We start from the raw sequence: 25122 nt of genomic DNA, 5'->3' as shown, positions 1-25122 counted from the left end.
CATAGTTTGATCTGAACAAAGACGTTCTCAGGGCGGGGTGAAATTCCCCACCGGCGGTATTGGCGGATTTCTCCGCCTCAGCCCGCGAGCGCCTTCCGGATTTCGGTCAGGAAGGGACAAGCAGATCCGGTGAGACTCCGGAGCCGACGGTTAGAGTCCGGATGGAAGAGAACGCAGCACTTGTCCGGTCACGGGCAGGTCAGGGTGCATGCCATCCTGCCTGTTTTCCGTTCCGGCTGAGGGCGGCGTGCGCCTTGCGAGCGTCCCGACTGTAACGGGACCAGAAGACGCATCTTGGCTGAGCAGACCACCTTTTCCGACACAGTTTCGTTGACCGCGATCCGCGATGGCTTTCGTTCGGCCATCGCGCAGGCTGTCGAGATATTTGGCGCTACCGCTCCCAACCCGTCTGTGGGCTGTACGCTGCTGGATGCGGACGGCCGTATCCTGACGGTTGGCGTTCACCCCCGCGTTGGCCAGCCCCATGCCGAAGCCATGGCTTTGGCGCAGGCCCGGGCAGCGGACGTGCTGGATCAGGCGCGCGTGGCGCTGGTGACGCTGGAGCCCTGCAACCACACCGGACGTACCCCGCCCTGCAGCGAAGCCCTGCGCAACAGCCCGGTCCGCGAAGTCTGGATCGGTGCGGCCGACCCGAACCCGCAGGCCGCTGGTGGTGCGTCACGGCTTCGCGAAATGCCGGGGGCAAAGCGCGTGGTCATGCTGGCGGATCGGCCGGAGATGGCCGATCTGGCACGGGACTGTCGTGCCCTTCTGGCGCCTTTCGCAAGCCGCATTGTCCGGCACCGCCCGTGGATCAGCGTGAAGCAGGCGCTGGACGAACACGGCTCCATGGTGCCGCCGCCGGGGCAGAAAACCTTCACATCTCCGGACTCGCTCGTCCTCGCGCATCGCCTGCGCCGGGCAACGGATGCGATCATCACCGGGATTGGCACCGTTCTGGCGGACCGCCCGCGCTTCACCGTCCGACATGTTCCGGACCATGAGGACCGCAAACCCCGCCTGCTCGTCGTCTGCGACCGCCACGGCCGTCTTCCGGCAGACTGGATTGCCGAGATGACGCAGGCCGGGTTCGACGTCATTTCCAGCCCCGATCTGCTCTCGGTCCCCGCCATGCTGGCGGAGCGGGGTGTGAACTGGGCGATGGTTGAGGCTGGTCCTGCCCTGCTGGCCTCAGTGTCCGAAGCCGGGCTGTGGGATGACTGGCTCACCATTCATAAAACTGCGGACGCTGACCGCATCGACCTGAAATCGCGGGACGAGAGCCCGCTGCGACTGCTGAGGGAAAACGCATGTTCTCTGGAATCATAGAGCGTCTGGGCACAGTCCGCTCAGCATCCGTCCGCGACAAGGCCATGGACCTAACCGTGGAGACCGGCTTCCCCGATCTGGAACTCGGCGAAAGCGTGGCTGTGAACGGCGTGTGCCTGACGGTCGAAACTTTCGATTCAGCGGGCGTGGCAACGTTCCATCTCAGCGGCGAGACGCTCTCCCGCACACCACTGGATCAGCTCAAAGCCGGATCGCGCGTCAATCTGGAACGCGCCGTTGCTGCCAGCACGCGTCTTTCAGGCCATATCGTGCAGGGTCATGTGGATGGCGTGGCGACCCTCGCCAGTGTTGAAAAAGCGGGCGATTCCTATGCCCTCCGCGTGTTCGTCCCGCAGGCACTGCGCCAGTATGTCGTGGAAAAGGGCTCCATCACCTTCGACGGCATCAGCCTGACGGTGAACGATCTGCATGATGACATCACGCGCGGCAATCAGGCCGGTTTCGAAGTCGGCCTGACGATCATCCCGCACACCTGGGAACACACCAACCTCTCCACACTGTCGGTCGGGGACCGGATGGATGTGGAGGTCGATGTGCTTTCCAAATATGTCGAGAACCTGCTGCGGTTCTCCCCCAGCCTTGGAAAGGTGGCCTCATGAAGCCGTCCCTGAAAGCAGCCATCGAGGCCATCCGCGCCGGTGGCATGGTCGTCATGGTCGATGACGAAAACCGGGAGAACGAGGGCGATCTGGTCATGGCGGCACAGTTCGCCACGCCGGAAGCCATCAACTTCATGGTCCGCGAGGCGCGCGGGCTGATCTGCCTGCCGCTGGAAGCCGAACAGGCGGACCGTCTCGCCCTGCCACCCATGGTGGCGCGCAACCGCGACCCGCGCGGCACGGCCTTCACGGTTTCGATCGAAGCGGCAACAGGTGTGACGACCGGCATTTCCGCCGCCGACCGCGCCCGCACGATCGTCATCGCCGCCAATCCTGCGGCCAGGGCGGACGATCTCGTTTCGCCCGGACATATCTTCCCCCTCCGCGCCCATCCCGAAGGCGTGCTGGGCCGAAACGGTCATACGGAAGGCTCGATCGACATCGCGCGTCTGGCCGGGCTGGAGCCCGCTGGCGTGATCTGCGAAATCATGGCCGATGACGGCAGCATGATGCGCTTGCCGGAACTGCGGAAATATGCCGCCCGCCACAACATGCCCATCGTCAGTATCGCGGACCTTCAGGACTGGTGCCGCGAGCATGGACGTGGCGCCATCGCGGGCCACGATCTGATCTGCACGCCCGTTCCGGCTGCGGGCGAAATGGTGGCCGAATCTGCCCTCCCCAGCATTTTCGGCGGTCACGATCTGCGCATTCATGCCTTCCGCGCCGTCGATGGCGTGGAGCATGTCGCGCTGGTGAAGGGCGATCCGTCCAAGGGCGTGCCACTGGTGCGCCTGCATTCGGAATGTGTGACAGGCGATGCGCTCGGCTCCATGCGCTGCGACTGCGGCGCGCAGCTCCGCGAGGCGCTGGAGCGGATTTCGGCATCCGAATCCGGCGTTCTGGTTTATCTGCGTGGCCATGAAGGTCGCGGGATCGGGCTGGCCAACAAGATCCGCGCCTATGAGCTTCAGGATCATGGGATGGACACAGTGGAGGCCAACGAGGCCCTCGGCCTGCCCGCTGATGCCCGCGAATGGGATGCGGCGGCCGACCTGCTGCGGCATCTGGGTGTGAGTTCGCTCCGCCTTCTGACGAACAATCCGGACAAGGAATCCAACCTCGTCCGCTTCGGCTTTGACGTAAAATCCAGCGAGCGGCTGGAAATCGAAGCCAACCCTTTCAACCGCGCCTATCTTGCGACCAAACGCACGCGGATGGGCCATTTCCTTCAGGAACAGCCGGCATGAGCAAGCACATCCCCGTAGCCCCCGATCTGCGCCTTTCTCCCGCGCCGAAAGTGGCCATCATCTCCAGCCGCTTCAACACAAGCATCACCGGCGGCCTGAAGAACGGCGCGCTGGAATGGCTTGAAGAACGCGGCATTACGGACGTGGACGTCTATGATGCCCCGGGCGCTTTTGAACTGCCCCTTCTCGCACAGCGTCTGGCGAAATCCGGCCAATACGAGGGCGTGATCTGCCTCGGCTGCGTCATCAAGGGCGACACCGCGCATTTCGAGTTCATCTCGCTGGGCGCCACCATCGGCATCATGCAGGCCCAGCTTGCCACCGAAGTGCCGATCGCGTTTGGCATCCTCACGACCTACACCGAACAGCAGGCTGTGGACCGCTCCCGCGAAGACGCCGAGAACAAGGGCCGCGAAGCCGCCGCAGCCTGCGTCGAAAGCCTCGCATTCCTGCGAAACGTCCCTGCCCACTCCTGATCCTCGCGGAAAAGAGCCATATGTCAGAAACGCCGGTATACAAGCTCCGGCTTTTCTGACGCTTCCGCCACGGCTTTTTCCACACGGTCGTGAAAAGGCGAGAGACTACAAACGGGGTCAGTGTTGGCGGCATTACCCGTCAGCGCCAGAGCCTGACAGCGGCAGCCGCCCCAGTCCTGCTCCTTGCGCGCGCAGGACCGGCAGGGTTCCGGCATCCAGTCCGTCCCACGAAACATGTTGAACAGGGGCGAACAGTTCCAGATATCCGACAGGGTCCTGTCCTGAACATTCGGGAAAGCAACATCCGGAATGATTTCCGCCGCATGGCACGGCAGCACACGCCCTGAAGGCGTGACATTCACGAAACGCTGCCCCCAGCCTCCCATACAGGGTTTTGGCCGGTCCGCGTGATAATCCGGCGTGACATAGTCAATGGAGAGGCCTCCCTTCGCGCGTTCTGTCTCAACGGCGCGCGTCGCGTCCTGGAGTTGTTCGCGACTGGGCAAAAGCGCGTCGCGGTTCTTCAGTCCCCAGCCATAATACTGGGTATGCGCGATCTCCACCCGTCCGGCCCCGAGTTCCCGTGCCAACGCAAACATCTCGGGAATGCGGGCGACATTTTCCCTGTGCACCACAAAGTTGAGCGTCATCGGAATGCCGGACGCCCGGATGAGCCGGGCCGCCGCGATCTTGCGGGCCTGCGCCCCCTTGAGGCCGCCAATCCGCTCGGCGCCCGCTTCCGTCACGTCCTGAAAGGATAGCTGGATATGATCCAGCCCGGCCTTGTCCAGCGCTTCCAGCTTCGCTTCATCCAGCAGAACCCCGGAGGTGATCAGGTTGGAATACAGGTTGAGTTTGCGTGCAAGGGCTACCAGCTCGACGAGATCGGGTCGGGCCATCGGCTCGCCACCGGAAAAATGAACCTGCAACACACCAAGTTCGGCAGCCTGCTCCAGCACGGAGCGCCAGCCGGCGGTATCGAGTTCTGCGGCTTTTCGTTCAAGTTCAAGCGGATTGGAGCAATAGGGGCAGGAAAGCGGGCAACGATGCGTCAGTTCAGCCAGAAGGCTCATCGGCGGCGAAGGCAATGTCATGTGTGCAGGACGTTCTTTTCTGTCAGTTCAGAAAGAAGCGCGAGGACATCCTTCGCAATGACCTCACGCGGGGCGGAAAACTCGTTTGCAAGCTGCTGGATGATGTCGCCGACACTGCGCTCCCCATCCAGAAGCCGCAGAATATGCGGCGCGGAGCCCTCAATCACAAACGCTTTCTCAGGCGCCTGCACGATCCACAGGTCTCTCACGCGATCGTGCTGGAGCCGATGGCCGCGCGCGAAGGAGAGGACCGTCTCCTCCGCGACACAGGACTGGTCCCTCATGGAACGAAAGCGCCCGGCGGAATGTGGCCGTCCACATAGGCATAATCGAGCGCATCCAGCATGGTCCACAGCACGGAGCATTTGAACTCCAGAGCCTCCAGAACCTCTTTCTGCTGTTCGGGCGTGCGGGCATTTTCGCGGACATAGGCCAACGCGAAATCGGAATCCCGGGGAGCCTGCGTCAAACGGGGCGTGAAATAGGCCAGCGTCTTTTCTGACACGAAATCATAATGCCGCAGCATCCCCGAGACGCGCTCGCTGATGATCGTGGGCGAAAACAGCTCCGTCAGCGACGACGCGATGGCGGCCAGAATGGAGCGGTCCCGCACAAAATTCACATAGGCATCAACCGAAAAGCGCGTCGCCGGGAGCAGACCGTCAAGGCTTTCCACATAGTCGCGATCCAGCCCAAGACCATCCGTCAGCATCAGCCAGCGCGCGACACCGCCCGTTCCGGGCTCCGTGCCGTCATGATCCTCGATCCGGCGGCGCCATTCCCGGCGCAGTTCGGCCGTGGGCAGACGTGCGAGAAGGGTTGCGTCCTTGGCCGGGATGCGGGCCTGATAATAATAGCGGTTCAGCGCCCAGGCCTGAACCTGCGCGCGGTCGAGCTTGCCGTCATGCAGTTTGCGGTGAAACGGATGCCGGTTGTGATACCGCTCGGCACCGATCTGGCGAAGCCTCTCTTCAAGCTGGTCAGGGGTGAGGAGCGTCATGGTGTGTCCAGTCTGAAAGTCATGCCGTCTTCCGCAACCGTCCAGCCGGCGCGTTCGACGCTTTTGCGTTCGGGGCTGTCTTCGAACAGAATCGGGTTGGAGTTGTTGATATGAATCAAGACCTTGCGAGGTTTTTCGCACATCGTGAAACATTCAACGGGGCCGCCGGCGTCATTCACCGAAACATGCCCCATCCGCTGGCCGCTCTTGGGACTCAGCCCGGCGCGGATCATTTCGTCGTCCCGCCACAGCGTCCCGTCGAAGAAAACGAGATCGGCCGCAGCCACCCGCTCCACGATCTCCGGCGTGATATGCGCACAGCCGGGAATGAAGAGCAGCGTTTTCAGACCGTCCGTGATGGACAGACCCAGCGTTTCGTCGGGTTTTGAGCCCGCGGCCTCTGCGTAAAGCGGAGCCTTGCCCGGAACAGCAAAGGCCGTGAGCAGCAGACCCGAGGGAATCCCGTCCTTGTTCATCAGGGACATGGGTTCGTTGAGAAGCAGCGGGATTCGCGGCACGATCTCAGGGTCGAGCGCGCCGAACATCGGATTGTCCGCCAGTTGCCGAAGGGTCGAGTCGCTCCCCATCAACCTGAAGGGTTCGCGTTCGCGCAGCGTCAGAAGCCCCGTGATGGCGTCGATTTCGCCGCAGGTCAGGACGACGCCCTGAATGGGCGTTCCGCGCAGGCTGCCCTGATGATGCAAGGCCGGGGTCTCGATGATCTGCTGGCGCAGATCGGGCGCGGCGTTGAGAATGAACCAGCGTTTTCCGTCGGCGCTGACGGCGATGGAGGCCTGGGTCCGGGCTTTCGCGCCCTGTCGCGTGCGGGCGGCCACACAGCCGGGCGCTGCGGAATTCCACTGCGGAAAACCGCCCCCTGCCGCCGCGCCAAGCACGATGACATCAATCATTTTTTCACAAACCGTCTGAATCGGGTGCCCTGCGGCCCCCATGAATGAAAACGGCCGCTCCGAAAGGGAGCGGCCGTGCCATATTCCTCAAGGACGGGGCCTCGGGGAAGAGGCTTATTTCTTCTCGCCGCAGACATACGAGTTGATTTCTGCGCCCAGCGGGATTTCGGTAACTGTCGGTGTGTTCCAGGCCATGATTGGTCTCCTTGAGTCTGCGATAAACCGGTGAATGCGGCTGAAGACGCATTCACGGGCGCTCCTCATGATTTAGTGACCTGATGCCACTGGAGTTCAAGGGTTTTTTTGGGCAGAACACGCAACTGTGTCCTTTCACGGATCGTCAGGGTCAACTGGTGGTCCGTGTGCCCCGTCTTTCGCTTCAGGCAGAAACCATGTCCGGCCGTCCCATCGCGTCCTCCGCCGACCCTGCCTGTAGCGACACTGCGTCCATGTCAGGAAAAAACCCTGAAAAACCGGAAAAAAAACCCGACGAGAAACTGCTGCCGGACGACGATTTTCCGGACCCCACGCTCGACCGCAACCTGCTGCGCGAACATCTGAATATCCGGGACATGTGCGTCCTGATCCTGACGATTCTTGCCGTGTTCTATTCGCTGTATTTCACGGCGCCCATCCTGCTTCCCTTCGTCTTCGCGCTCGTGCTGAACCTGCTCATGATCGCGCCCATGCGATTCCTGACCCAGCGTCTGCGCCTGCCCCGGCATCTGGCGGGGCTGCTGCTGATTGTCATGATGTTCGGAATCGTGGGCGGAATCGCCACGACGATTTCCGTTCCGGCCGCCGGCTGGATCACCCGTGCCCCACAGACGCTCCCCGCATTACAGAGCAAGCTGGCCGTTCTCAGCGGGCCGATCGACATGATCCAGCACGATTACATGCGCCTGTCGGCCATGTTCAGCGGCCATTCGGGCAACACGCATACAGCGCATGGCGTCACCGGACCGATCAGCGGAGAGACGGCACTCTCGCGGCTCGGCTCCTCCGTTCTGGCCGGAACGCGGGAGCTTGCAGGCGGCTTCTTCTCGATGCTGCTGATGCTGTTCTTCCTCATGACGGAAGGCGACACGCTCCTGCGCCGCTGCGTCGAGATCATGCCGACCTACGCCAAGAAGCGCCGCCTCGTGGAAATGGCGACGCAGATCGAGCAGAATGTCTCGCTCTATCTCGTCACGATCACGATGATGAATCTGGGTGTCGGGCTGGTGAACATGATCCAGTGCTGGGCGACCGGCATGCCCAACCCGCTCCTGTGGGGCGTGCTGGCCTTCCTGCTGAACTACATCCCCATCATCGGGCCGCTCACGGGTGTGGTCGTCTATTTCGTGGTCGGGCTGTTCAGTTTTCCGTCCCTGCTTTACGCGCTCCTGCCGCCGTCGATCTATCTGCTGATCCATGTGCTGGAAGGCGAGACCATCACGCCTATGCTGCTGGCCCGGCGCTTCACGCTCAATCCCGTATTCGTCATGGGATCACTGCTGTTCTGGGACTGGATGTGGGGCATTTCGGGCGCCTTCCTGTCCGTGCCAATGCTTGCGGTTTTCAAGATCGTCTGTGACCATATCGAAGTTCTGGCGCCGCTCGGCCATGTGCTGGGCGGCCCGACGAGGCGGACGATCAGTAGTGCCATTGTTGCGCAGCTTCAGTCCGAGCCGTGAGGATCGGGGCTTTGCCCCGCGCCCCACAAAGGGGCTCGCCCCTTTGATCCCGATTCCAAATAAAGCGGTTTCCAAAGGCCCCCGGCCTTTGGCGGGTTTCAGGGCAGAGCCCTGAATATCTGGCCAGCCCCGCCCCTTTCACGCTAGACGCTTCGGCAGAACATTCCTGTCCGGCCCATTCTTCCTAAGGAGACCCCATGACCCAACTGCCCCGCCGTGGCGTCTGTCTGGTGATCTCGGCCCCGTCTGGTGCGGGCAAGTCCACCATTGCCAACGCCCTGCGCGCTTCGGAACCCACACTGCGCCACTCCGTCTCGGTCACGACGCGCGGGCCGCGTCCGGGAGAAGTCGAAGGTGTGCATTACCATTTCCGGGATATCGCAGAATTTCGCCGCATGGCTGCGGAGGGCGAGCTTCTGGAATGGGCGGAAGTGTTCGGCCGGGGCTATGGCACGCCGCGCGCCCCGGTTGAGGAAGCCCTGGATGCCGGACATGATATGGTGTTCGATATCGACTGGCAGGGACACCGCCTTCTGCGCGCGGCCCTGCCGGACGATGTGGTGAGCCTGTTCGTTCTGCCGCCGTCTCTGGAAGAACTGGAACGCCGCCTGAACAAACGCGCGTCGGACCATCCCGAAGAAATCGCCAAGCGCATGCAGGCGGCGCTGAACGAGATTTCCCACTGGTCAGAATTCGATCACACGATCATCAATTCGGACCTCGATACCGCAATCTCGCAGGCCCGCTCCGTGCTGACAGCCGCGCGGCTGGCTACGCGACGTCAGCGCAACCTGCCGGACATGGTGGCCAGCTTCAGCCGCTGACCTCACCGGTCGCAGCCGGGGTCCCTGCCTCCGGCTGAACGGTCTGCATCGCGGCAGCAAAGGCTGTTGCGGAGGTCATGGCATCCGCCATAGTTGTCGGCATCAGAATAGTGGTGCCGCGGTTCTTGTTCATCTCAAAAATACGGTTGATCTGAAGAATCTGGAGCGCGATCGGCGAGGCCTCGTAAGTCTTTGCCGCCTGCGCCAATTCGTGCGCCACTTCCCGCTCCGCCGAAGCCAGCGTGACGCGGGCCGCACGCTCGCGCTCGGCCTGAGCCTGACGGCTCATGGCGTCCTGAAGACTGTCAGGCAGTTGTACGTCGCGGATCTCGACAGCCTGAACCGTAACGCCCCATTCGCGCGTCTTGCTTTCGATGAGATCACGTAGTTCCCCGTCGATGCGGCGGCGGTCTTCCAGCAGGGTCGCCAGATCCGAACTGCCGACAACCTCGCGCAGCGTCGTGAGCGCAACCATCGAGACCGAACCCTCGTAGTTGTCCAGCTCCGTGATGGCCCGCAGCGGATCATGCACCATCCAGAACACGACCGCGTCCACATCCACCGGCGTCGTATCGCGCGTCAGGGTCTGACGCGTATGCACGGGCACCGTGCGGATGCGCTGGTCCACAACGGCGTCAATCTGATCGAGAAAAGGCACGATCAGGAACAGGCCCGGACCTCGCAGTCCCTGAATCTTTCCAGCCCGCAAAACCAGGACACGCTGCCAGGAATTGCACATCTTGAGCGACATATGCACGAGCAGGGCCATCACGACACCGCCGATGACCCAGCCGGGCTGCCGCGTCAAGACCGTCAACCCGGCCGAGAGCAGAATGACTGCCCCTGCGATCGAGGCGGATATCGTATTGAGCGGCAACTGACGCTTCATGGACGGCACCAGCGACATGGAAGGAAGGACGGGGAAATCCGGCATGGACATCAGCCTTTGGCAGAGCCGCTCTCGGGCTCGGAGGGGGTGGGAGGCAGACCGAGAAGATCGCGCATGGCGATGACGACCGCTTCGGGATCAAGACCCGCGGCCTGACTGCGGGCGATGGTGGAGGCCGCGAGCGCCCGGGCTTCCGCGGCTTTAAGCGCGCCGTCCGGGTGTGGCGGCGTGTCGCTGACGAAACTCCCCCGGGCCCGCAGTGTCCGGATCGCGCCCAGCCGCTCAAGCTCCGCATAGGCCCGCTGGACGGTGTTGAGATCCACCCTCAGGTGAACGGCGAGCGCGCGCATGGTCGGCAGTCGGTCGTCGGGCTTCAGCAGCCCCGAACCGATAGCGGCCAGCACGCGCTCGCGGATCTGAACACGCAGCGGCAGGGCGCTGGCATCCGAAAGCGGGGTGGGGAAGAGTAATGTTTCTATGTCAGCAGACATGCATACAAGAGTGATCTGCTTTCAAAACGTCCGTCAAGAAGATTCCGTGTCAAAGCCCTCTCAGAGCTGTTTGAAACCGCGCAAGGCTTGGGAAGACTCCGGCTTCGTGATATGCGCTGCCCTTCCCAGTGACTGCGGACAGCCAAGGACCAGACGTCGCATGACAGCGCTCCAGACCGACCCCCCGATCATGACCCGGAACGGAACGGACACGACCGCGCATCATCATACGCCGCTGATCCTCGCCCTTCCGAAAGGCCGCATCCTCAAGGCGCTGGCTCCGGTCCTGACGCGCACGGGCATTGAGCCCGACCCGGACTGCCTGACCGAAAGCAGCCGCCGCCTGCGCTTTGGCACGTCAGATCCGAATCTGGATGTCGTGCGGGTCCGTTCCTTCGATGTCGCGACCTTTGTGGCCTATGGCGGCGCCGATATCGGCGTGTGCGGCGCGGATGTGCTGATGGAATTCGACTATCCGGACATCTACGCCCCGCTCGATCTGGGCATCGGGGGCTGCCGCATCGCAGTCGCGCGCCCCAAAACCATGACCGAAGATCCTGCAACCGGTCAGTCCCGTCTGCGTGTCGCCACGAAATACCCGACCATCGCCCGCCGCCATTTCGCCTCCCGTGCCATCAATGCCGAGATCGTGCATCTGAACGGTGCGATGGAACTCGCGCCGACACTGGATCTGGCGAGCGTGATCGTCGATCTGGTTGATACCGGATCCACGCTGCGCGCCAATGGCCTGATGGAAACCGAGACCATCGCGCATGTCACGAGCCGCCTGATCGTCAACCGCGTCGCGCTCAAGACCCGGCCTGAAGAAATCAGCGCCCTGATCGAACGCTTCCGCACAGCCCTCGCCACGGAAGGTGCGGTCTGATGAAACGCCTCGATACATCCGCAGCCGGTTTTTCCGCAGACTTCGCCACGCTGCTCGCCGCCCGTGGAAGCGACGAACGCAGCGTGGCCGAACCGGTCCGTGCGATCCTCGCAGACGTCCGCAGCCGGGGCGACGACGCCCTGTGCGACTACACCGCCCGGTTCGATCGTCTGACCCTGCCCGCTGACAGGCTGCGCATCAGCGCCGAAGAAATCGCCTCCGAAGCCGCGCGCGTCCCGGCGGACCTGATGGATGCCCTGCGCACCGCCGGCCGCCGGATCGAGACATTTCATGCGGCCCAGATGCCCCAGGATCTGGACTTCACGGACGAAGACGGCATCCGCCTCGGCATGCGCTGGACCCCGCTGGATGCGGTCGGCCTTTATGTTCCGGGTGGCAAGGCAGCCTATCCGTCCTCCGTGCTGATGAACGCCCTGCCCGCCCGTGTGGCCGGCGTGAAACGGCTGGCCATGTGTGTCCCGGCCCCGGACGGCGTGCTGAACCCCGTGGTTCTCGCAGCCGCGCAGCTTTGCGGCGTGACGGAAATCTACCGCATCGGTGGCGCGCAGGCCGTGGGCGCCATGGCATTCGGTACGGGCCTCATCGCCCCGGTGGACCGCATCGTCGGGCCGGGCAATGCGTATGTCGCAGAAGCCAAGCGGCAGGTCTTCGGACATGTCGGCATCGACAGCATCGCCGGGCCGTCCGAAGTTGTGGTCGTCGCCGACGGGCAGAACGATCCGCGTCTTGTGGCCCTCGATCTGCTTGCCCAGGCCGAGCATGACGAGCAGGCCCAGGCCATCCTCATCACGATCGATGCCACCTTTGCCGAACGCGCCGCCGAAGCCGTCCACACAGAGCTGGAAACGCTCCCGCGCACGGCCATCGCGTCCAAAAGCTGGGAAGACCACGGCGCGATCATCGTGGTCCGCTCGCTTGAGGAAGCCGCCGAGATCGTCAACGCACTGGCGCCCGAACATCTGGAAGTCATGCTCGACGCCCCACGCGACTTCTCGGCGATGGTCCGCCATGCAGGTGCGATCTTCATGGGCCGCAACTGCCCCGAAGCCGTGGGCGATTATGTCGGCGGTCCGAACCACGTTCTGCCGACCAGCCGCACAGCGCGGTTCGCCTCTGGCCTGTCAGTGTTCGACTTCATCAAGCGCACCACCACCATCGAAACCGATGCAGCCGGTCTGCGCCGGATCGGGCCGGCCGGTGTGGCGCTGGCGACCGCCGAGGGGCTGGACGCCCACGCCCTCAGCCTGTCGGCCCGGCTGGAGAAGAACTGATGGCCCGCCTGTCGATCGGTGACCGTGTTTCGGACCTCAAGGGCACGCATGACGGCAGGCTGGTCGATATCGACGGCACCACCGGCTATGTAGAGCAGGCCAATGGCGTGGAGGTCGAGTTCCCGCTGAGCCAGCTCAAACCCTATGAGGCTCCGAAAATAGCCGAAGAGCGCACGCTTTCCGGCCCCTTGCGGGACCGTCTTCTGAACCCGGCGCAGAAAGCGCTTCTGGCTTCCATCCCGGCAACGCTGCTGGCCGCGATTGCAAAAAGCTATGACGCGGGCAGTGACGGTCCGGGGTCACGCACGCCGTTTGCCGCCCTCCCGGAGTCCAAACGGCTCGAGGCCATCCGGATTTATCTGCCGTCCCTGCCGCAGAGGCTTCTGGCGTCGCATATGAATCTGGTCGTCGCTATGCGCGATATTTCCAAACTGTCCTGACAGACTGGTCCTGCACGCCTTTGCGCCGCGTTGACGGCGGGAAGCATCATTCGTACAAGCCCGCCTTCTGAACCCGCGAAGCCCGATCAGGCGCAGCTTTACTCAGCGCCGGAGGCGCCGCTTCATCATGTCCCCGACTTCCGCTACGACTTCTGACGTGACCTTTGCCGATCTCGCCCTCGCGCCCGCGATCCTGCGCGCTCTGGACGACGCAGGCTACGTCAAGCCGACGCCCATTCAGGCCCAGTCCATCCCGCTGCTGCTGGAAGGCCGCGATCTGCTCGGTCTGGCCCAGACCGGCACGGGCAAGACGGCCTCTTTCGCGCTCCCCCTGCTGCACCGGCTTGCCGAAACGCCCCGCCCTGCCCCCAAGGGCGGCGCACGCGTTCTGGTCCTCGCTCCCACGCGCGAGCTGGTTTCCCAGATTGCGGACGGGTTTGAGAATTTCAGCCGCCACCAGCCGGTACGCGTCACCACCATTTTCGGCGGTGTGAGCCAGTTTCATCAGGTCAAGGCGCTCGAAGAAGGCGTAGACATCATCGTCGCCGCACCAGGCCGTCTGCTGGACCTGATCGAACAGGGCCTCTGCGACCTCTCTCAGCTTGAGACGCTGGTTCTGGATGAAGCCGACCAGATGCTGGACATGGGCTTTGCCAAGCCGATCGAGCGCATCGTCGCAACGCTCCCCACAGACCGGCACACGGTGCTGTTTTCCGCAACGATGCCGAAATCCATCGCAGCCCTCGTCGAGAGCCTCCTGCGTGACCCGGCAAAGGTCGAAATCGCCCCGCCCTCCACCACTGTGGACCGGATCGCGCAGTCGGTGATGTTCCTGGATGCATCCAACAAGAAGGCGGCCCTTCTGTCCCAGCTCCAGACGCCGGGCATCGGTCAGGCCGTTGTCTTCACATTGCAGAAGAACATCGCCAACGAAGTCTGCACCTTCCTGACCGAGTCCGGCATCACAGCCGAGGCCCTGCACGGCAACCGGTCTCAGGGTCAGCGCGAGCGGGCACTGAATGCGTTCCGCGACGGCGACGTTCAGGTTCTGGTAGCGACCGATATCGCAGCGCGCGGCATTGACGTCGATACGGTCACGCATGTCATCAACCATGATCTGCCGAGCCTGCCGGAGAGCTATGTGCACCGGATCGGCCGCACGGGCCGTGCGGGCCGCAGCGGGTTTGCCATTACGCTGTGCGATGCCGAACAGCGCGCCTGGCTGCACGCCGTGGAGCGTGAGATCGGCCGGACGCTGGACGTTCATGACAGCCATGAATGGCACTGCGAAAAGGCCCGGAACTCGACCATGCGCCCACCCGTCCTCGGCGGCGGTCCGGTCAAGCAGGTCAAGCCGCAGAAGACGCGCGAGCGCCGCGTCTGGACCGAAGAAGAAAAGATGGCGGCCCGGGCTGCAGCCCAGGCCGCCGGAAAAGCGTCCTGAAAACCACGCCCAACCGTCATAAAAACCGCAAGAATCCCGGGACAGGGGCCGGTCGCGCTTGACCTTTCGGCTGACAGTCCGCACATAGCGGGCTGGATTTTCTGGCTCCGCACCGGAGCCACTGCCGCGCGCAGATCATTACCCTGTCCCTGAAGCAAGGATTCACATGTCAAAAGAAGACCTGATCGAGTTTACCGGCACCGTCATGGAACTGCTCCCCAACGCCATGTTCCGCGTCACGCTCGACAACGAGCACACCATCCTCGCCCATACGAGCGGCAAGATGCGCAAGAACCGTATCCGCGTTCTGGCCGGTGACCGCGTCAACGTCGAAATGACGCCCTACGACCTCTCCAAGGGCCGGATCACGTTCCGCTTCAAGTAAGACAGTCCGCCGCATGACCGCCTCCCCGTCTTCCGCAGAAGGGTCATCCGGCCTTTTGGACCGTCCGAAGCTCGTTCTGGCCTCCGCCTCCCCGCGCCGCCTGAGCCTGCTGGAACAGATCGGCATCGTGCCCGACGCCGTCGTGAGCGCCGATATCGACGAAGAACCGCGCCCCGGCGAACTGCCGCGTCCGCTTGCGCAGCGCCTCGCCCGCCAAAAAGCGGAGCATGTGGCCGCGCAGCGCACGGATGCCGCACTGGTTCTCGGCGCGGATACCGTGGTGTCGGTCGGCCGACGCGTCCTGCCGAAAGCCAAGGACGAAAAGACAGCCCGCGCGTGTCTGAAGCTGCTCTCCGGCCGCCGCCACAAGGTGCTGACGGCCGTGGTCCTGCGCCCGAGCGCAGGATGGCCCGAGGGTACGGCTTGTGAGCGGCTGGTGGAAACCTCCGTCATTTTCCATCGCCTGACGGACGCGCAGATCGACGCCCTGATCGCGCAGGGCGACTGGCAGGGCAAGGCGGGCGGTTATGCCATTCAAGGCGCTGCTGCCGCCCATATCCGCCAGATCGGCGGCAGCTACTCCGCCGTCGTGGGTCTACCCCTGTTCGAAACCGCGCAACTCCTGCGGGGACAACCGGTCGGTAAACCTTCAGGTGGCTGGATCGCATGACCGAAATCCGCGCAGCCTGTTCTCCGGGCGAAGTGCGGATTGCCGTCACGGATCATGATACGCTGCTGGACGTCGCCATCTGGCGCCCCGGCTGCCCGGATGGTCTGGAAGACTGGCACGTCGTCCGCGTCCAGAAAGCCGCCCCGGCTCTGGGTGGTGCATTCGTTCTGCTCGAAGATGGCCAGAGCGGTTTTCTCTCGACCCGCGAAGCCCTGATCGAAGGCGCCCTGACCGCCGCCCGAGTCAGTCGCTCCGCACAGAACGGCAAGGGTCTGCGCCTGCGCCGGGCCGACATGCCTGCGGACGCGCCCTCCGCCCCCAAACTGCTCGAACGCGGCCCCACCCCGCTGGACGATCTGGCGGACCGCTATCCGGATGCGCCGGTCTTCGTGGACGATCCGGGCATTGCCGCAAAACTGCCTGTCCGGCTACGTCCACGCCTTCAGCGGTGCCAGCAGGCGTTCGATGCCGCGCTTGAGGCGGATTTTGACAGTCTCAGCAGCCCTGAAGCCAATCTGGGCCTGCTGACCGCCAGCTTTTTCCCGACCCCTGCCCTGGTTGCCATCGACCTCGACAGCACTGGCGCTCCGGACTTCAAGGGCAATGTCGCATCATTTCCGGCCCTTGCCCGGCAGATCCGCCTGCGAAACCTCTCGGGCACGATCCTCATCGACCCGGCAGGCGTCAAAACACGCAAACGCGCAGCTCTGGCACCGTTCCTGCGCGAAAGCCTGTCCGGAGACCCTCTCAAGCCAGACGTCCTCGGCGCAACGCCATCGGGTCTGCTGGAACTGACACGCCCGCGCCGCCGCCCGCCACTGTATGAACTCCTGTCCTCCCCACAGGGGCAGGGTCTGTCCATCCTGCGGACCATCCTGCGTGAAAACCGCCCCGGCCAGACGCTGACGGCCTCGATCAGCCTCATCAAGGCTCTGGAAAGTGACCCTGAGGCTCTTGCGGATTTTACGTCCCGGCGCGCCCGTGCGCTGGATCTCGTTCTTGATCCCAACGCCACTCCTGCAAGCTGGAGCCTGTCATGAGCGAGTCCACCTGTCCGATCTGCCACCGCCCCACAGATCCCCAGTTTCGCCCCTTCTGTTCCCGTCACTGCGCGGATGTCGATCTGGGCCGCTGGTTCAGCGGGACATACCGCGTTCCGTCCTTTCGTCAGGACAATGACGAAGAACAGGATGAATATCGCGACGGAGAGGGTTGATCCCACCGCAATCATAGGCTAAATCCCATCTCCGCAACGGGGTTCGTCCTGAAGCTCGGTGCCCAAGTAGCTCAGTTGGTAGAGCATGCGACTGAAAATCGCAGTGTCGGTGGTTCGATTCCGCCCTTGGGCACCATTTATTCCCAAAGAAAAAGCGTGAACCGAACACTCACAGCCTGAGTGAACTGCCTCTCGTCGATCTGGAACGCGATGCGTCAGCGCGAACGATGAATGCTTCAGAACCACCGAAAATGAATTCGGTCCTGGTCCGTCGCCTGGCGACAGATTCACTTCCGCCATATCCTCCGCCTCATAAGCGTCAGACGACCATATAAGGCAGCAGCATGTGCTGTTTTTCCAAAAATAAAACCATAATACTGCCTGGATCTCTTCAGTAAATTTTTACCAATCCACTTTTCCAAGAAATCGGTCCGCGATAAACTTTACCAGACAGTCCTCTGTATCTTTTCAAAGGCTTTTTTTCTCTATTAAAATGCAGGAACCAAATTTAGAGAGGTTTTTATGGCAAAAGTCCGCTGCATTACGATGCAAAAAAATGAAACCAAACTTTTAGAGCCATGGATAAAATACTACGGTTATTTTTTCGGATTTGAAAACCTCTATATCCTAGATAATGGATCAAATGAAAACGTAGTTTTTGAAGTATTGGAAAAATACAAAAAAGCGGGTGTCAACGTATATTACGAATACAACAAAAAAGAAGATTTTGATAAAAAAGGCGATATAATATCTGATATTATACGTGGATGGGATTCAAATAATGAACCATATGACTACGTTATCCCCATAGACTGCGATGAATTTGTTGTTTTATGTGAAGAAAAAATAGAGGTAAGCAGGGAAAAGCTAAATTCATATCTTGATTCATTAAAAGGAATACAGGACGCATTTATCATAAAGAAACTATTTTTAAATATTCCTGATGACGCTGAATTTTTTACGCCAGCTGTAGTCCCAAAAAGTATGTTTGCGAGAGATACCTTAGGCCATTTGGATCACGGGTTTCATCACCCCAAATCATCCAAAAGCGACGAAACCCATGTCACAAACTTGGGCTATATGCACCTCCATAACAAACAATTTTCAGAAGTTCTACAAGCCGCAAAAGAAAAACTCGTATATTATATTAATACAGAAGATAAAAATACCCTCAAAGAATATACTGGACCAGGATTACATCTAGTTGAGTATTTTTTTATGACAGAAATTGAATATAAGAATAAATTTATCAATAAAGCCAGCATATTTATTCCAGAATTTTCATTTTTGTTAGAGGCATTAGGGGTTGATTTATATTCTGTTTTTGGAAATCACCAAAAATATAAAAAAACCTCGCTACAAACACACAAGGGAATGCTTATCAGATATCCAGATACAAATAAAATTTCCTATGATTTTATAGATTTTAATGAGAAAGAATATATACTCAACCACGAAGACTTGCAAAATGCTCCCATAGAACCTTTAATTCACTTCAGCGAATATGGATACAAAGAATCCAGAAAGGTAAATAAAATATTTTCATGCTCTATAAAAGAATTTAATGAAATATATAAGGAAAACTCACCTCTTAAACCCGGATCAATTAATAAAAACAAATATGAAGCACTATGTTTTTCAAAAATTCACAATAATGATTAGATTCAGGATGAAATCCTTGAGGCTTTAGAAAGGCAGATGACCAATAAGAAGGCAGTCGGTCATCTGCCGTGGCTTTCTTGGAAAAAGAGGGCCAAACGCCCTCTCTGTTCATTCAAATCAGCCACTCCAGGCACTATCTTCAATTTGGCAGGCGGGATTTCAGAAAACGTATGACAACGCGGAATGGGCGGGTAATACGCCAAGAGGTTGAACGGCGGACTGCATCCAGCCACATCCGGGCATCATCGCGCTCCGACACAAGAAGACGTAGCTGGTCTGCGACATTGTTAGGCACGATTTCAGAATGAGCTTTGGGAATATCGAGCTTATGCGACGTGTCGAAGAGTCGGCTCCGCAAATGGATTAGCTCTTCACGCCCCCCATGGGACATCGCAAGGCGCATTGCGTAATCTTCACAGCGTTCCTGGAGTCGAACTATCGACGTATGAAGTCTTTCCACTTCGTTTTTCAGGAAAGAGGCCTCGTGCTCGGCACGGGATCGAGCTTGCAGCGCCAGTTCGAGAGCATCTGCCTTCAGGGAAGCCGATAACTCGGATGTCTTGTTTTCCTGTTCGGGGCGTGGAGCATTTTTAGTCTGCGTGTGGTTTCTGGTAGACATAAGAATTTCTTTTCTTCTTGAGAACTCAGGCCTTTTTTGTCAGCTCGGTAAAACGTTGCATCTGGCGCGCGAGGATAGTCTGGGTGTTATAATTCGTTTGGATGAACTGCTGGGCTGCAGTGGCTTTCTGTTGTGCTTCTTCGGGATTGTTTATCACGTGTCGCATCAGCCATGCCGCATGTCCAATATCCGGGTCCGCCCATTTCTGCCCCTCACCAAAGGGATATTCGCCTTTTTTGACAGGAACAAGGCGATAACCGACAGGATACCCCGTGGCCGGGGAAAGCAGATCAGTCGTAGCGGCGTAGTCTGTTGCAATGACCGGAAGCCCAAGGGCCATAGCTTCTGCAACGACCAATCCCAATCCTTCACATCGGTGAAGAGACACGACACAGTCACAACAGGTCATCAGCGAAAGAGTGTCAGCTCTGGAGAGAACACCGTTGATGAGGATGATATCAGGATCGTCACCAATGAGTTCCAGAAAAGCGTCTTCACGATCTTTGGCAAAGTCGCCGTTCATGGTCTTGATGACGAGCGTTGCACGTTTTGGGTTGCCATGATCCTGTCGCATCCGACGAAAGGCCGCTACAATGCCTTCAGGGTTCTTTCGTTCAATGAAAGACAGAAAGTCGAACGAGAAGTAGAACAGAAACGCGTCTTTAGGCAGATTATAGCGAGTCCGTGGCTGCGATACCGGAAGATCAAGCGTTAACGAAACCGGCATATAGACAACCGGTTTATCCAGTCGTCCTGCAAGCATGCGTTGAATCCAGCGAGTCTGAGCCCAGATCTCGTCAACTCCATCAAAGGCTGCCAACCATTCTGCTGGAAACTCCTCCAGTTCCCACGCCGGCATGCTAATTCTGTAACCATCATCCGTAACGGGCTGGAGATGTTCCAAAACCGCCGGGAGCTGATCTGCATTGATATTAGCGTAAAGCTGGATACGTCCTCGAACCCGATTATTCAGCAGAGAGGCACAACTCAAGTCCGATCGGTCCGAAACAACCCCAAAGGCAACGTCCACCCCTTCAACGGAGAGGCCTGACCGCGACAGACTCTGAAGAGTGTGTCGTGCGACAGTTCCCACGCCGCTGGTCGTCTTGAGATAGCCTACGACCGAAATATCAGGGCGGGCGGCTGGTTTATGACCTGCACCAACCATCCGGGCAGGTCTCATCTGCCCGAAACGGCACGCTACAGGCTCAATAAGCCGGTGATCCAGGCCCTGTTCGGAGCGGGCATTCTTGACGTACCAGTGCGTCAGACTCGTGAGGTGATCTGTCCGTTCCGGATCAAGGTTAAGGCGCTGATTATCAAAGAAGTTCCAGAGGTAATGCTGGAAATTGGTGAAAACGAGGTTTTCCTTGTCCAGACTGCCTTTCGGCGCTGGCTGATGGAGATAGGCCTCGTAGGTTTCGAAGGGATCGGACGGCCAGTCGGGAGTAAATTCCCTGAACATACGCCGCACGTGCTCAGGAATTCGGGTGCCGCTATGAAAAAATCCATAAGCATAAAGCGCCGCAGGCACTTTCCCGTATCCTGCCGCAAAAAGCAGTTCGGAATACTTGTCGAGAAGATTACGCAGGGCGGGCGCAATAGTCGTCCGGAAGTGACGGCAATGCTTGCTCAGACAATCCGGATCACGCGGGTCGAAACCACTGAAATGGAAAAAGACGAGAGGTTCGCCATCGGCAGTCCACGTCTTGCCCTCCTGCTGGAACGCGACCTGAGCCAGGTTCCAGTAGGCAAGATTCATCCCGCGGTGATGGATGATATGAGCGTTAGGGGCAAAGCATGGTGCAAGATCCATGAACTTCTGATCGACAAAAATCCCCTGTTCCTGAGCGTTGATACAGGTGCGATGAAGGCGTCTCATCCACCATCGGATCACCTCCAGAGTTTCTGCAGACCGGGAGGCTCCCAGAAAACCCAGATTATAAACGCCCGCCCGCATGATCGTGATGTCGTCGGGATCGGAAATCCCTTCTGCCGGCTTATGCAGATGTGGCGTCAGCAGAAGGGAGGCGCCTTCATCAAAATGCTGGAGCAGCAGGTCCAGTCTGTTGAGCAGCAGGATATCCGGGTCGAAATAGAATACGCGATCAAAGCCACGCTCAACCAGAAGGTGCTCCATCAGGAACGGCTTGATGGCCGTATTGAATTCCATGATGTCGTATTGAAATGAAAATGTCTTGAAATCAGGAATATCAAGGGTATGCGCTTCAATAATCGACGCAGGCCCTTCGTAAAGACCATCCCAGTCAACTACTTTATCCGCCAGACCAATGAAGAGTTCAAATTCTGGATGAAGTTTCGCGACTGATTCCATGAGAACACGGGCAGCAGGCATGTAATTATTGGAACAGATTGTGAAAAGAGCAATCCGCGGAGAAGATGTTTTGCTCTTTTCAGCTCCCGACGAGGAGGGCAGGGACAGGGTGTTCATAAGAGGGCTGCTGGCTCCAGTAGTAACTTCAACCACATGTTTTAGGGTTGAAATCAGCCGAATGTGTTAAAATTACTATACCATCACGAAAGTGCGTCGTAAATATTTCACACGCAATCATTGGAAAATTCAAAATTTTTTTGACTATTACTAAAATGCCTATCACTCCATTTGTATTTTTGAGCGAATATGGCACAGAACGATGGAGAAAGTGTCTATTGAAGAAGTGGTCTTGTGAATGCCGTGGGACAGGACTGGTGAAAATCCTTTTTCCTGACTTTGGTATCCCTTGGATTCGTCTGCTCCTGTGAAATCAGGCGGCTCTATCGCGCATAAAAAAGAGCCTTAAATCCCTTTTTCGGACAGTTCACCCTTGTGAAGAGTGCACCAGCTCTGAAAACTTTCTGGCCCCGACCGATAAGGGTCCGGAAAGGCTAATTGCAAGTCTTTTCGGTCCCTGTAGATCAGACGCTCCGGACGACGGATAGGGGTGCCGTCTTCGTATGTACCATAATACCAGTACCTGGCCGGGACTTCAGCAGGCTGTTGTTTGCGAATGGCTTCCCGATACCACCGCAGAAGCTCGAAGAGAGCGATGCTTTCGCTGCCATACCGCTCCAGCATGACCTCGCCCGCTGTATCCACCTTTGTGAAATGGAAAAACCTCAGGGGGGCATCAGCAGCAAAAATCTGGCCGTGACCATCAATCCGAATGGGCCTGTGACTCAGATTCCAACTCGCCACGTTGTATCCCGGGTTCCTGAGGATTGCAGGATTTTTAAAGAGAGCAGGAATCAGATCGCACCATTTTTGGTCTGTGAACAACCCGTTCTCTGCATCATCCCGACAATAAGCCAGAAGTCTGTCACGCCACCATTCAGCAATACGACGTCCTTCCGGCACATTGGCAATCGCCATGAAACCCAGATTATAGATTCCACGCTTGAGAGACCCGATCTCGTTATCGACTATTCCCTGCGGATGGGTCTCTGGCTCGGTCTGATGTGGCGTCAGAACAACCGGGTGATTTTTCAACAGATCCATGACATGCATCAACGGATTGAAAATGGCGATGTCGGGGTCGATGTAAACCACGCTGTCAGCATCCGGTTTCTCCAGAAGCCTGCACAGCATTTTTCCCTTCACCGCCGTAGAGAGTTCAACAATATTATGTCTGAACATCCAGGCTGGCAGATCAGGAATGCCCAGTTCCGTGACAGAAACCACCTCGTCAAACATTTCCCGATCCATGGCCGGATCGAAAGCCGATGGTGGAACATCACATAGACAAAGACAGAAGACCCAGTCCGGATGATGTTCGCGCACAGTTTTTGCCAGAACCCGGGCACGCCCGAGGTAGGAATAAGTAGCGCTTGTAAAGCAGTAAACCGTCAATGCGCAGTCTCCGGCACGAGGTACGAAAAAGTACCGGAACGAATGACGAGGCTTCCTGTCGCTCTACAGGAACCAGCCACCAGAGACGCTATTTCGCCTGTATTGAACAGGTCTGTGAGGTCCTTCTCGTCGCGGACAACGTGGCCAAACGTGTTCCCTGAAGATGTCAGGAGATCTTCAACATTCCCACTTCTATGTGGCGCAAGAAGAAAAGCTCCCGCAGCGATAGCTTCATAAGCCTCAAGGCAGAACGCTTCCGGAGAGCGCGAGCAGTTTACGATGACATCAATCCTGTTCCGAAGAATGCATTTCTGCAGGGCATCACGATCGTCCTGCATCAGCGTTTCGGACAGAGACGTAATATTCACAACATCCTGGGCCATTGAACCGAGGTAAAAAAATTCATATCGCTGGTCCCCAGCAAACCGTGCAGCCAGCTTCTGGTAAATATCCCATCCTTTATGGAAGACGGGGGAGCCCATGAATCCGATCTTCAGAATGCTGGTTGAGCGGCTTTCGACAGGAACTCTGGCCGTGATGAACGCATGCTCCTGAACAGATATCCCGGCGATAGGTAAATCCGTTTTTTCCTGCCAGAAAGACAGCATGTAGCGCGACGGCGCCATGACTTCAGGATGCAGTGCCTCGAAAAGCTTTCTGACTCTGTGGAGATGCGCTTCTCTCTCCTCGCCGTATGCGCAGATCTGACATGCAGGAGATGTGGGTGCGGGAGCATCGCAGAACGTGATGTCATTTCTCATCAAGGTATGAGACGGACAGATCGTGGAAAAATCATGCACCCAGAAGATACTCTTCTGCACCCGCATTTGCTGCGCAATGACAGGGATGCATTCTGGCACTACTCCTAGAAGGTTGTGAATGACCAGATGACGGCTGGGATAGTGAACCTGTTGTACCGCCAGAACCTTCAACAGAGTATCGACGGCTACACGTCCAATATACTGGCCGTTTAAAGACGCAACAAACTCTCCCTGATGCAGAGGAGCAAGCATGGGGATGGCACACGATGGGAAAAGATGGAGATAGGCCCATTGATGAAAAGAAAAAGCTTGAGCCTCATCGCGAACGCAATTCCATACACCCGCTGGCGCCAGACGATAGTCATCATGACTGATTGAGACGACCAACCCCGCACCCTGATTTTGGTCCTTGCGAGCACGCTCCAGAAAAAAGGTCAGGTACTCTTCGTCAACAGCTTTTTCCTGTTCCGGAAGTTGCCACAAAGGTTCTCTATCCTGCACCGCCTGACAGTTCCTCAGGACAGCCCGCTCCATCGCATGAGGTTGAAGACGGGGCCGAATTTCGGTGGCCACATGCAACCGATAATGCAACAGAGGGTTAATGTCTGCCGCAGCAACATCCGGATTTGCCCAGAGATAATATCCGACATCAAAATCCGGACTGGGATCGCGCTTTTCCCTCCAGCCGGACGTCATGAAATGACGCAGCAGGCCCTCGTCACTTCCCGAGATGTCAGGATTGTGCCGCCGATAGAACTCAGGATCAAAATCAGCAGCTACGACATCCATACCAGAGATAAACGCATCATCGGGCGGACTCGGATCGTCCTGAACTGGTGGCAGAGCTGGCCGTCCCTCGGAGCGCCCTGAAAGGGCATAATGCTCAAGCGGATTTAGCGAAGCCGAACTCACATCCGGATTGCTGTCCAGATAAAACCGCGTGTCAAAGTCAGCCGAGGGATTGTATCCCACGAGCCATCCCACTGTCATGAAATGCGAGAAAGCATCCTGATCGGGAGGGACATCCTCCGGATAGTGCTGTCGATAATAATGTTCGTCAAAGAACTCTTTCAGGATTGCTTCCTCAAGAGATGTAGCTGACGCCTCCATTGATGATTCAGGTATGAGATTTTGCCCTTCCCCATGATCAGTCATGATACAATGTCCCACCGAATGAGATCTGCTTCAAAGATTTCAGGGTTGGCTTGTATATATAAAAGTGTTCCCGGCAGCCTGTAAGGTCCAAACCGGTTTTTAGGTACCGGCAGATATCAAGCATGTCTGTCAGGAAAGGCAACTGGAATCCGATCTATTAAATGGAGGGACCAGCACCTGTTTTG

At 58.4% G+C, this 25122-nt stretch carries 26 protein-coding genes, 1 tRNA gene and 1 riboswitch; of the genes, 16 read left to right on the top strand and 11 right to left on the bottom strand.

Going from position 1 to position 25122, the window contains the following annotated elements; genetic code table 11:
* Positions 1-19: 19 nt before the first annotated feature.
* Positions 20-177: riboswitch (FMN riboswitch) on the top strand.
* 117 nt (positions 178-294) lie between these two features.
* From ribD to ribH, 4 genes are read left to right on the top strand one after another with little or no spacing between them, the layout of a single operon-like run.
* Positions 295-1329: a bifunctional diaminohydroxyphosphoribosylaminopyrimidine deaminase/5-amino-6-(5-phosphoribosylamino)uracil reductase RibD gene (ribD, locus tag HK22_RS00835; protein WP_086647981.1), complete on the top strand. Its 1035-nt coding sequence runs from the start codon at positions 295-297 to the stop codon at positions 1327-1329.
* Entirely contained in the window at positions 1311-1949 is a 639-nt protein-coding gene (locus HK22_RS00830) for a riboflavin synthase (RefSeq protein ID WP_062027322.1), read from the top strand. Before ribD ends, HK22_RS00830 begins: the two co-directional genes overlap by 19 nt.
* Positions 1946-3199, top strand: coding sequence for a 3,4-dihydroxy-2-butanone-4-phosphate synthase (gene ribB / locus HK22_RS00825; RefSeq protein WP_086647980.1), 1254 nt, complete (start codon positions 1946-1948; stop codon positions 3197-3199). The genes HK22_RS00830 and ribB overlap by 4 nt, the downstream gene beginning before the upstream one ends.
* Entirely contained in the window at positions 3196-3675 is a 480-nt protein-coding gene (ribH, locus tag HK22_RS00820; RefSeq protein WP_086647979.1) for a 6,7-dimethyl-8-ribityllumazine synthase, read from the top strand. Before ribB ends, ribH begins: the two co-directional genes overlap by 4 nt.
* 23 nt (positions 3676-3698) lie before the next feature.
* Here ribH and pqqE read toward each other — a convergent pair whose 3' ends face one another.
* The 5 genes from pqqE to pqqA form a co-directional block, all read right to left on the bottom strand.
* A complete protein-coding gene (gene pqqE / locus HK22_RS00815; protein WP_062027328.1) occupies positions 3699-4769 on the bottom strand; it encodes a pyrroloquinoline quinone biosynthesis protein PqqE in 1071 nt (356 codons plus the stop codon).
* On the bottom strand, positions 4766-5053 hold the full coding sequence (gene pqqD, locus HK22_RS00810; RefSeq protein WP_077803575.1) for a pyrroloquinoline quinone biosynthesis peptide chaperone PqqD: 288 nt from the start codon (positions 5051-5053) through the stop codon (positions 4766-4768). Before pqqD ends, pqqE begins: the two co-directional genes overlap by 4 nt.
* Positions 5050-5769 carry a pyrroloquinoline-quinone synthase PqqC gene (gene pqqC / locus HK22_RS00805; RefSeq protein WP_062027332.1) on the bottom strand — a complete coding sequence of 240 codons (720 nt, stop codon included), beginning with the start codon at positions 5767-5769 and terminating at the stop codon, positions 5050-5052. Before pqqC ends, pqqD begins: the two co-directional genes overlap by 4 nt.
* The gene (gene pqqB, locus HK22_RS00800) at positions 5766-6680 is read right to left on the bottom strand and encodes a pyrroloquinoline quinone biosynthesis protein PqqB (RefSeq protein WP_077803979.1); all 915 of its coding nucleotides are present in this window, start codon (positions 6678-6680) and stop codon (positions 5766-5768) included. Before pqqB ends, pqqC begins: the two co-directional genes overlap by 4 nt.
* Positions 6681-6794: 114 nt before the next feature.
* Positions 6795-6875, bottom strand: a complete 81-nt coding sequence (pqqA, locus tag HK22_RS00795; protein WP_086647978.1) for a pyrroloquinoline quinone precursor peptide PqqA — start codon at positions 6873-6875, stop codon at positions 6795-6797.
* Between the two features lie 197 nt (positions 6876-7072).
* On the opposite strand from pqqA, the gene HK22_RS00790 reads away from it, so the two are divergent.
* Both HK22_RS00790 and gmk read left to right on the top strand, forming a co-directional pair.
* Entirely contained in the window at positions 7073-8356 is a 1284-nt protein-coding gene (locus HK22_RS00790) for an AI-2E family transporter (RefSeq protein ID WP_143412353.1), read from the top strand.
* A 197-nt stretch (positions 8357-8553) separates the two neighbouring features.
* Entirely contained in the window at positions 8554-9180 is a 627-nt protein-coding gene (gene gmk / locus HK22_RS00785) for a guanylate kinase (protein WP_086647977.1), read from the top strand.
* On the opposite strand, the gene HK22_RS00780 is transcribed toward gmk, so the two are convergent.
* Complete coding sequence (locus HK22_RS00780; RefSeq protein WP_233142300.1) at positions 9170-10114, bottom strand: slipin family protein; 945 nt, start codon at positions 10112-10114, stop codon at positions 9170-9172. The two genes, gmk and HK22_RS00780, sit on opposite strands and share 11 nt — an antisense overlap.
* Before the next feature lie 5 nt (positions 10115-10119).
* Positions 10120-10560 (bottom strand): GntR family transcriptional regulator, encoded by a 441-nt coding sequence (locus HK22_RS00775; RefSeq protein ID WP_086647976.1) that lies wholly within the window; start codon positions 10558-10560, stop codon positions 10120-10122.
* A 190-nt stretch (positions 10561-10750) separates the two neighbouring features.
* Between HK22_RS00775 and hisG the strand changes: the two genes are divergently transcribed.
* The 10 genes from hisG to HK22_RS00725 all read left to right on the top strand — a co-directional run bounded on the left by hisG (position 10751) and on the right by HK22_RS00725 (position 18555).
* Positions 10751-11446 (top strand): ATP phosphoribosyltransferase, encoded by a 696-nt coding sequence (gene hisG, locus HK22_RS00770; RefSeq protein WP_062032927.1) that lies wholly within the window; start codon positions 10751-10753, stop codon positions 11444-11446.
* Complete coding sequence (gene hisD / locus HK22_RS00765) at positions 11446-12738, top strand: histidinol dehydrogenase (RefSeq protein WP_062106503.1); 1293 nt, start codon at positions 11446-11448, stop codon at positions 12736-12738. Before hisG ends, hisD begins: the two co-directional genes overlap by 1 nt.
* Positions 12738-13178: a hypothetical protein gene (locus HK22_RS00760; protein ID WP_062106501.1), complete on the top strand. Its 441-nt coding sequence runs from the start codon at positions 12738-12740 to the stop codon at positions 13176-13178. Before hisD ends, HK22_RS00760 begins: the two co-directional genes overlap by 1 nt.
* Before the next feature lie 127 nt (positions 13179-13305).
* A complete protein-coding gene (locus tag HK22_RS00755; RefSeq protein ID WP_086647975.1) occupies positions 13306-14622 on the top strand; it encodes a DEAD/DEAH box helicase in 1317 nt (438 codons plus the stop codon).
* Between the two features lie 166 nt (positions 14623-14788).
* Positions 14789-15007: a translation initiation factor IF-1 gene (gene infA / locus HK22_RS00750; protein ID WP_007282896.1), complete on the top strand. Its 219-nt coding sequence runs from the start codon at positions 14789-14791 to the stop codon at positions 15005-15007.
* A 13-nt stretch (positions 15008-15020) separates the two neighbouring features.
* Positions 15021-15677 (top strand): nucleoside triphosphate pyrophosphatase, encoded by a 657-nt coding sequence (locus tag HK22_RS00745; RefSeq protein WP_086647974.1) that lies wholly within the window; start codon positions 15021-15023, stop codon positions 15675-15677.
* On the top strand, positions 15674-16717 hold the full coding sequence (locus HK22_RS00740) for a ribonuclease E/G (protein WP_086647973.1): 1044 nt from the start codon (positions 15674-15676) through the stop codon (positions 16715-16717). Before HK22_RS00745 ends, HK22_RS00740 begins: the two co-directional genes overlap by 4 nt.
* The gene (locus tag HK22_RS00735) at positions 16714-16893 is read left to right on the top strand and encodes a DNA gyrase inhibitor YacG (RefSeq protein WP_062032836.1); all 180 of its coding nucleotides are present in this window, start codon (positions 16714-16716) and stop codon (positions 16891-16893) included. The genes HK22_RS00740 and HK22_RS00735 overlap by 4 nt, the downstream gene beginning before the upstream one ends.
* Before the next feature lie 60 nt (positions 16894-16953).
* Positions 16954-17029, top strand: a tRNA-Phe gene (locus tag HK22_RS00730).
* 386 nt (positions 17030-17415) lie between these two features.
* Positions 17416-18555: a glycosyltransferase family 2 protein gene (locus HK22_RS00725; protein WP_086647972.1), complete on the top strand. Its 1140-nt coding sequence runs from the start codon at positions 17416-17418 to the stop codon at positions 18553-18555.
* 139 nt (positions 18556-18694) lie between these two features.
* Here the strand turns inward: HK22_RS00725 and HK22_RS00720 are convergent, their stop codons facing one another.
* The 4 genes from HK22_RS00720 to HK22_RS00705 form a co-directional block, all read right to left on the bottom strand.
* Positions 18695-19174: a hypothetical protein gene (locus HK22_RS00720; RefSeq protein ID WP_062032826.1), complete on the bottom strand. Its 480-nt coding sequence runs from the start codon at positions 19172-19174 to the stop codon at positions 18695-18697.
* Between the two features lie 25 nt (positions 19175-19199).
* A complete protein-coding gene (locus HK22_RS00715) occupies positions 19200-21626 on the bottom strand; it encodes a glycosyltransferase family 4 protein (RefSeq protein ID WP_086647971.1) in 2427 nt (808 codons plus the stop codon).
* Between the two features lie 345 nt (positions 21627-21971).
* Positions 21972-22865: a hypothetical protein gene (locus tag HK22_RS00710; RefSeq protein ID WP_233142298.1), complete on the bottom strand. Its 894-nt coding sequence runs from the start codon at positions 22863-22865 to the stop codon at positions 21972-21974.
* A gap of 152 nt (positions 22866-23017) precedes the next feature.
* Positions 23018-24937 carry a hypothetical protein gene (locus tag HK22_RS00705; RefSeq protein ID WP_143412352.1) on the bottom strand — a complete coding sequence of 640 codons (1920 nt, stop codon included), beginning with the start codon at positions 24935-24937 and terminating at the stop codon, positions 23018-23020.
* Positions 24938-25122 lie beyond the last annotated feature (185 nt).

It is taken from the genome of Gluconobacter sp. DsW_056 (assembly GCF_002153595.1).
GTDB classification, from domain to species: Bacteria; Pseudomonadota; Alphaproteobacteria; order Acetobacterales; family Acetobacteraceae; genus Gluconobacter; species Gluconobacter albidus.
The sequence above is the reverse complement of the archived record's forward strand: the minus strand, read 5'-3'. Positions and strand labels throughout refer to the sequence as shown.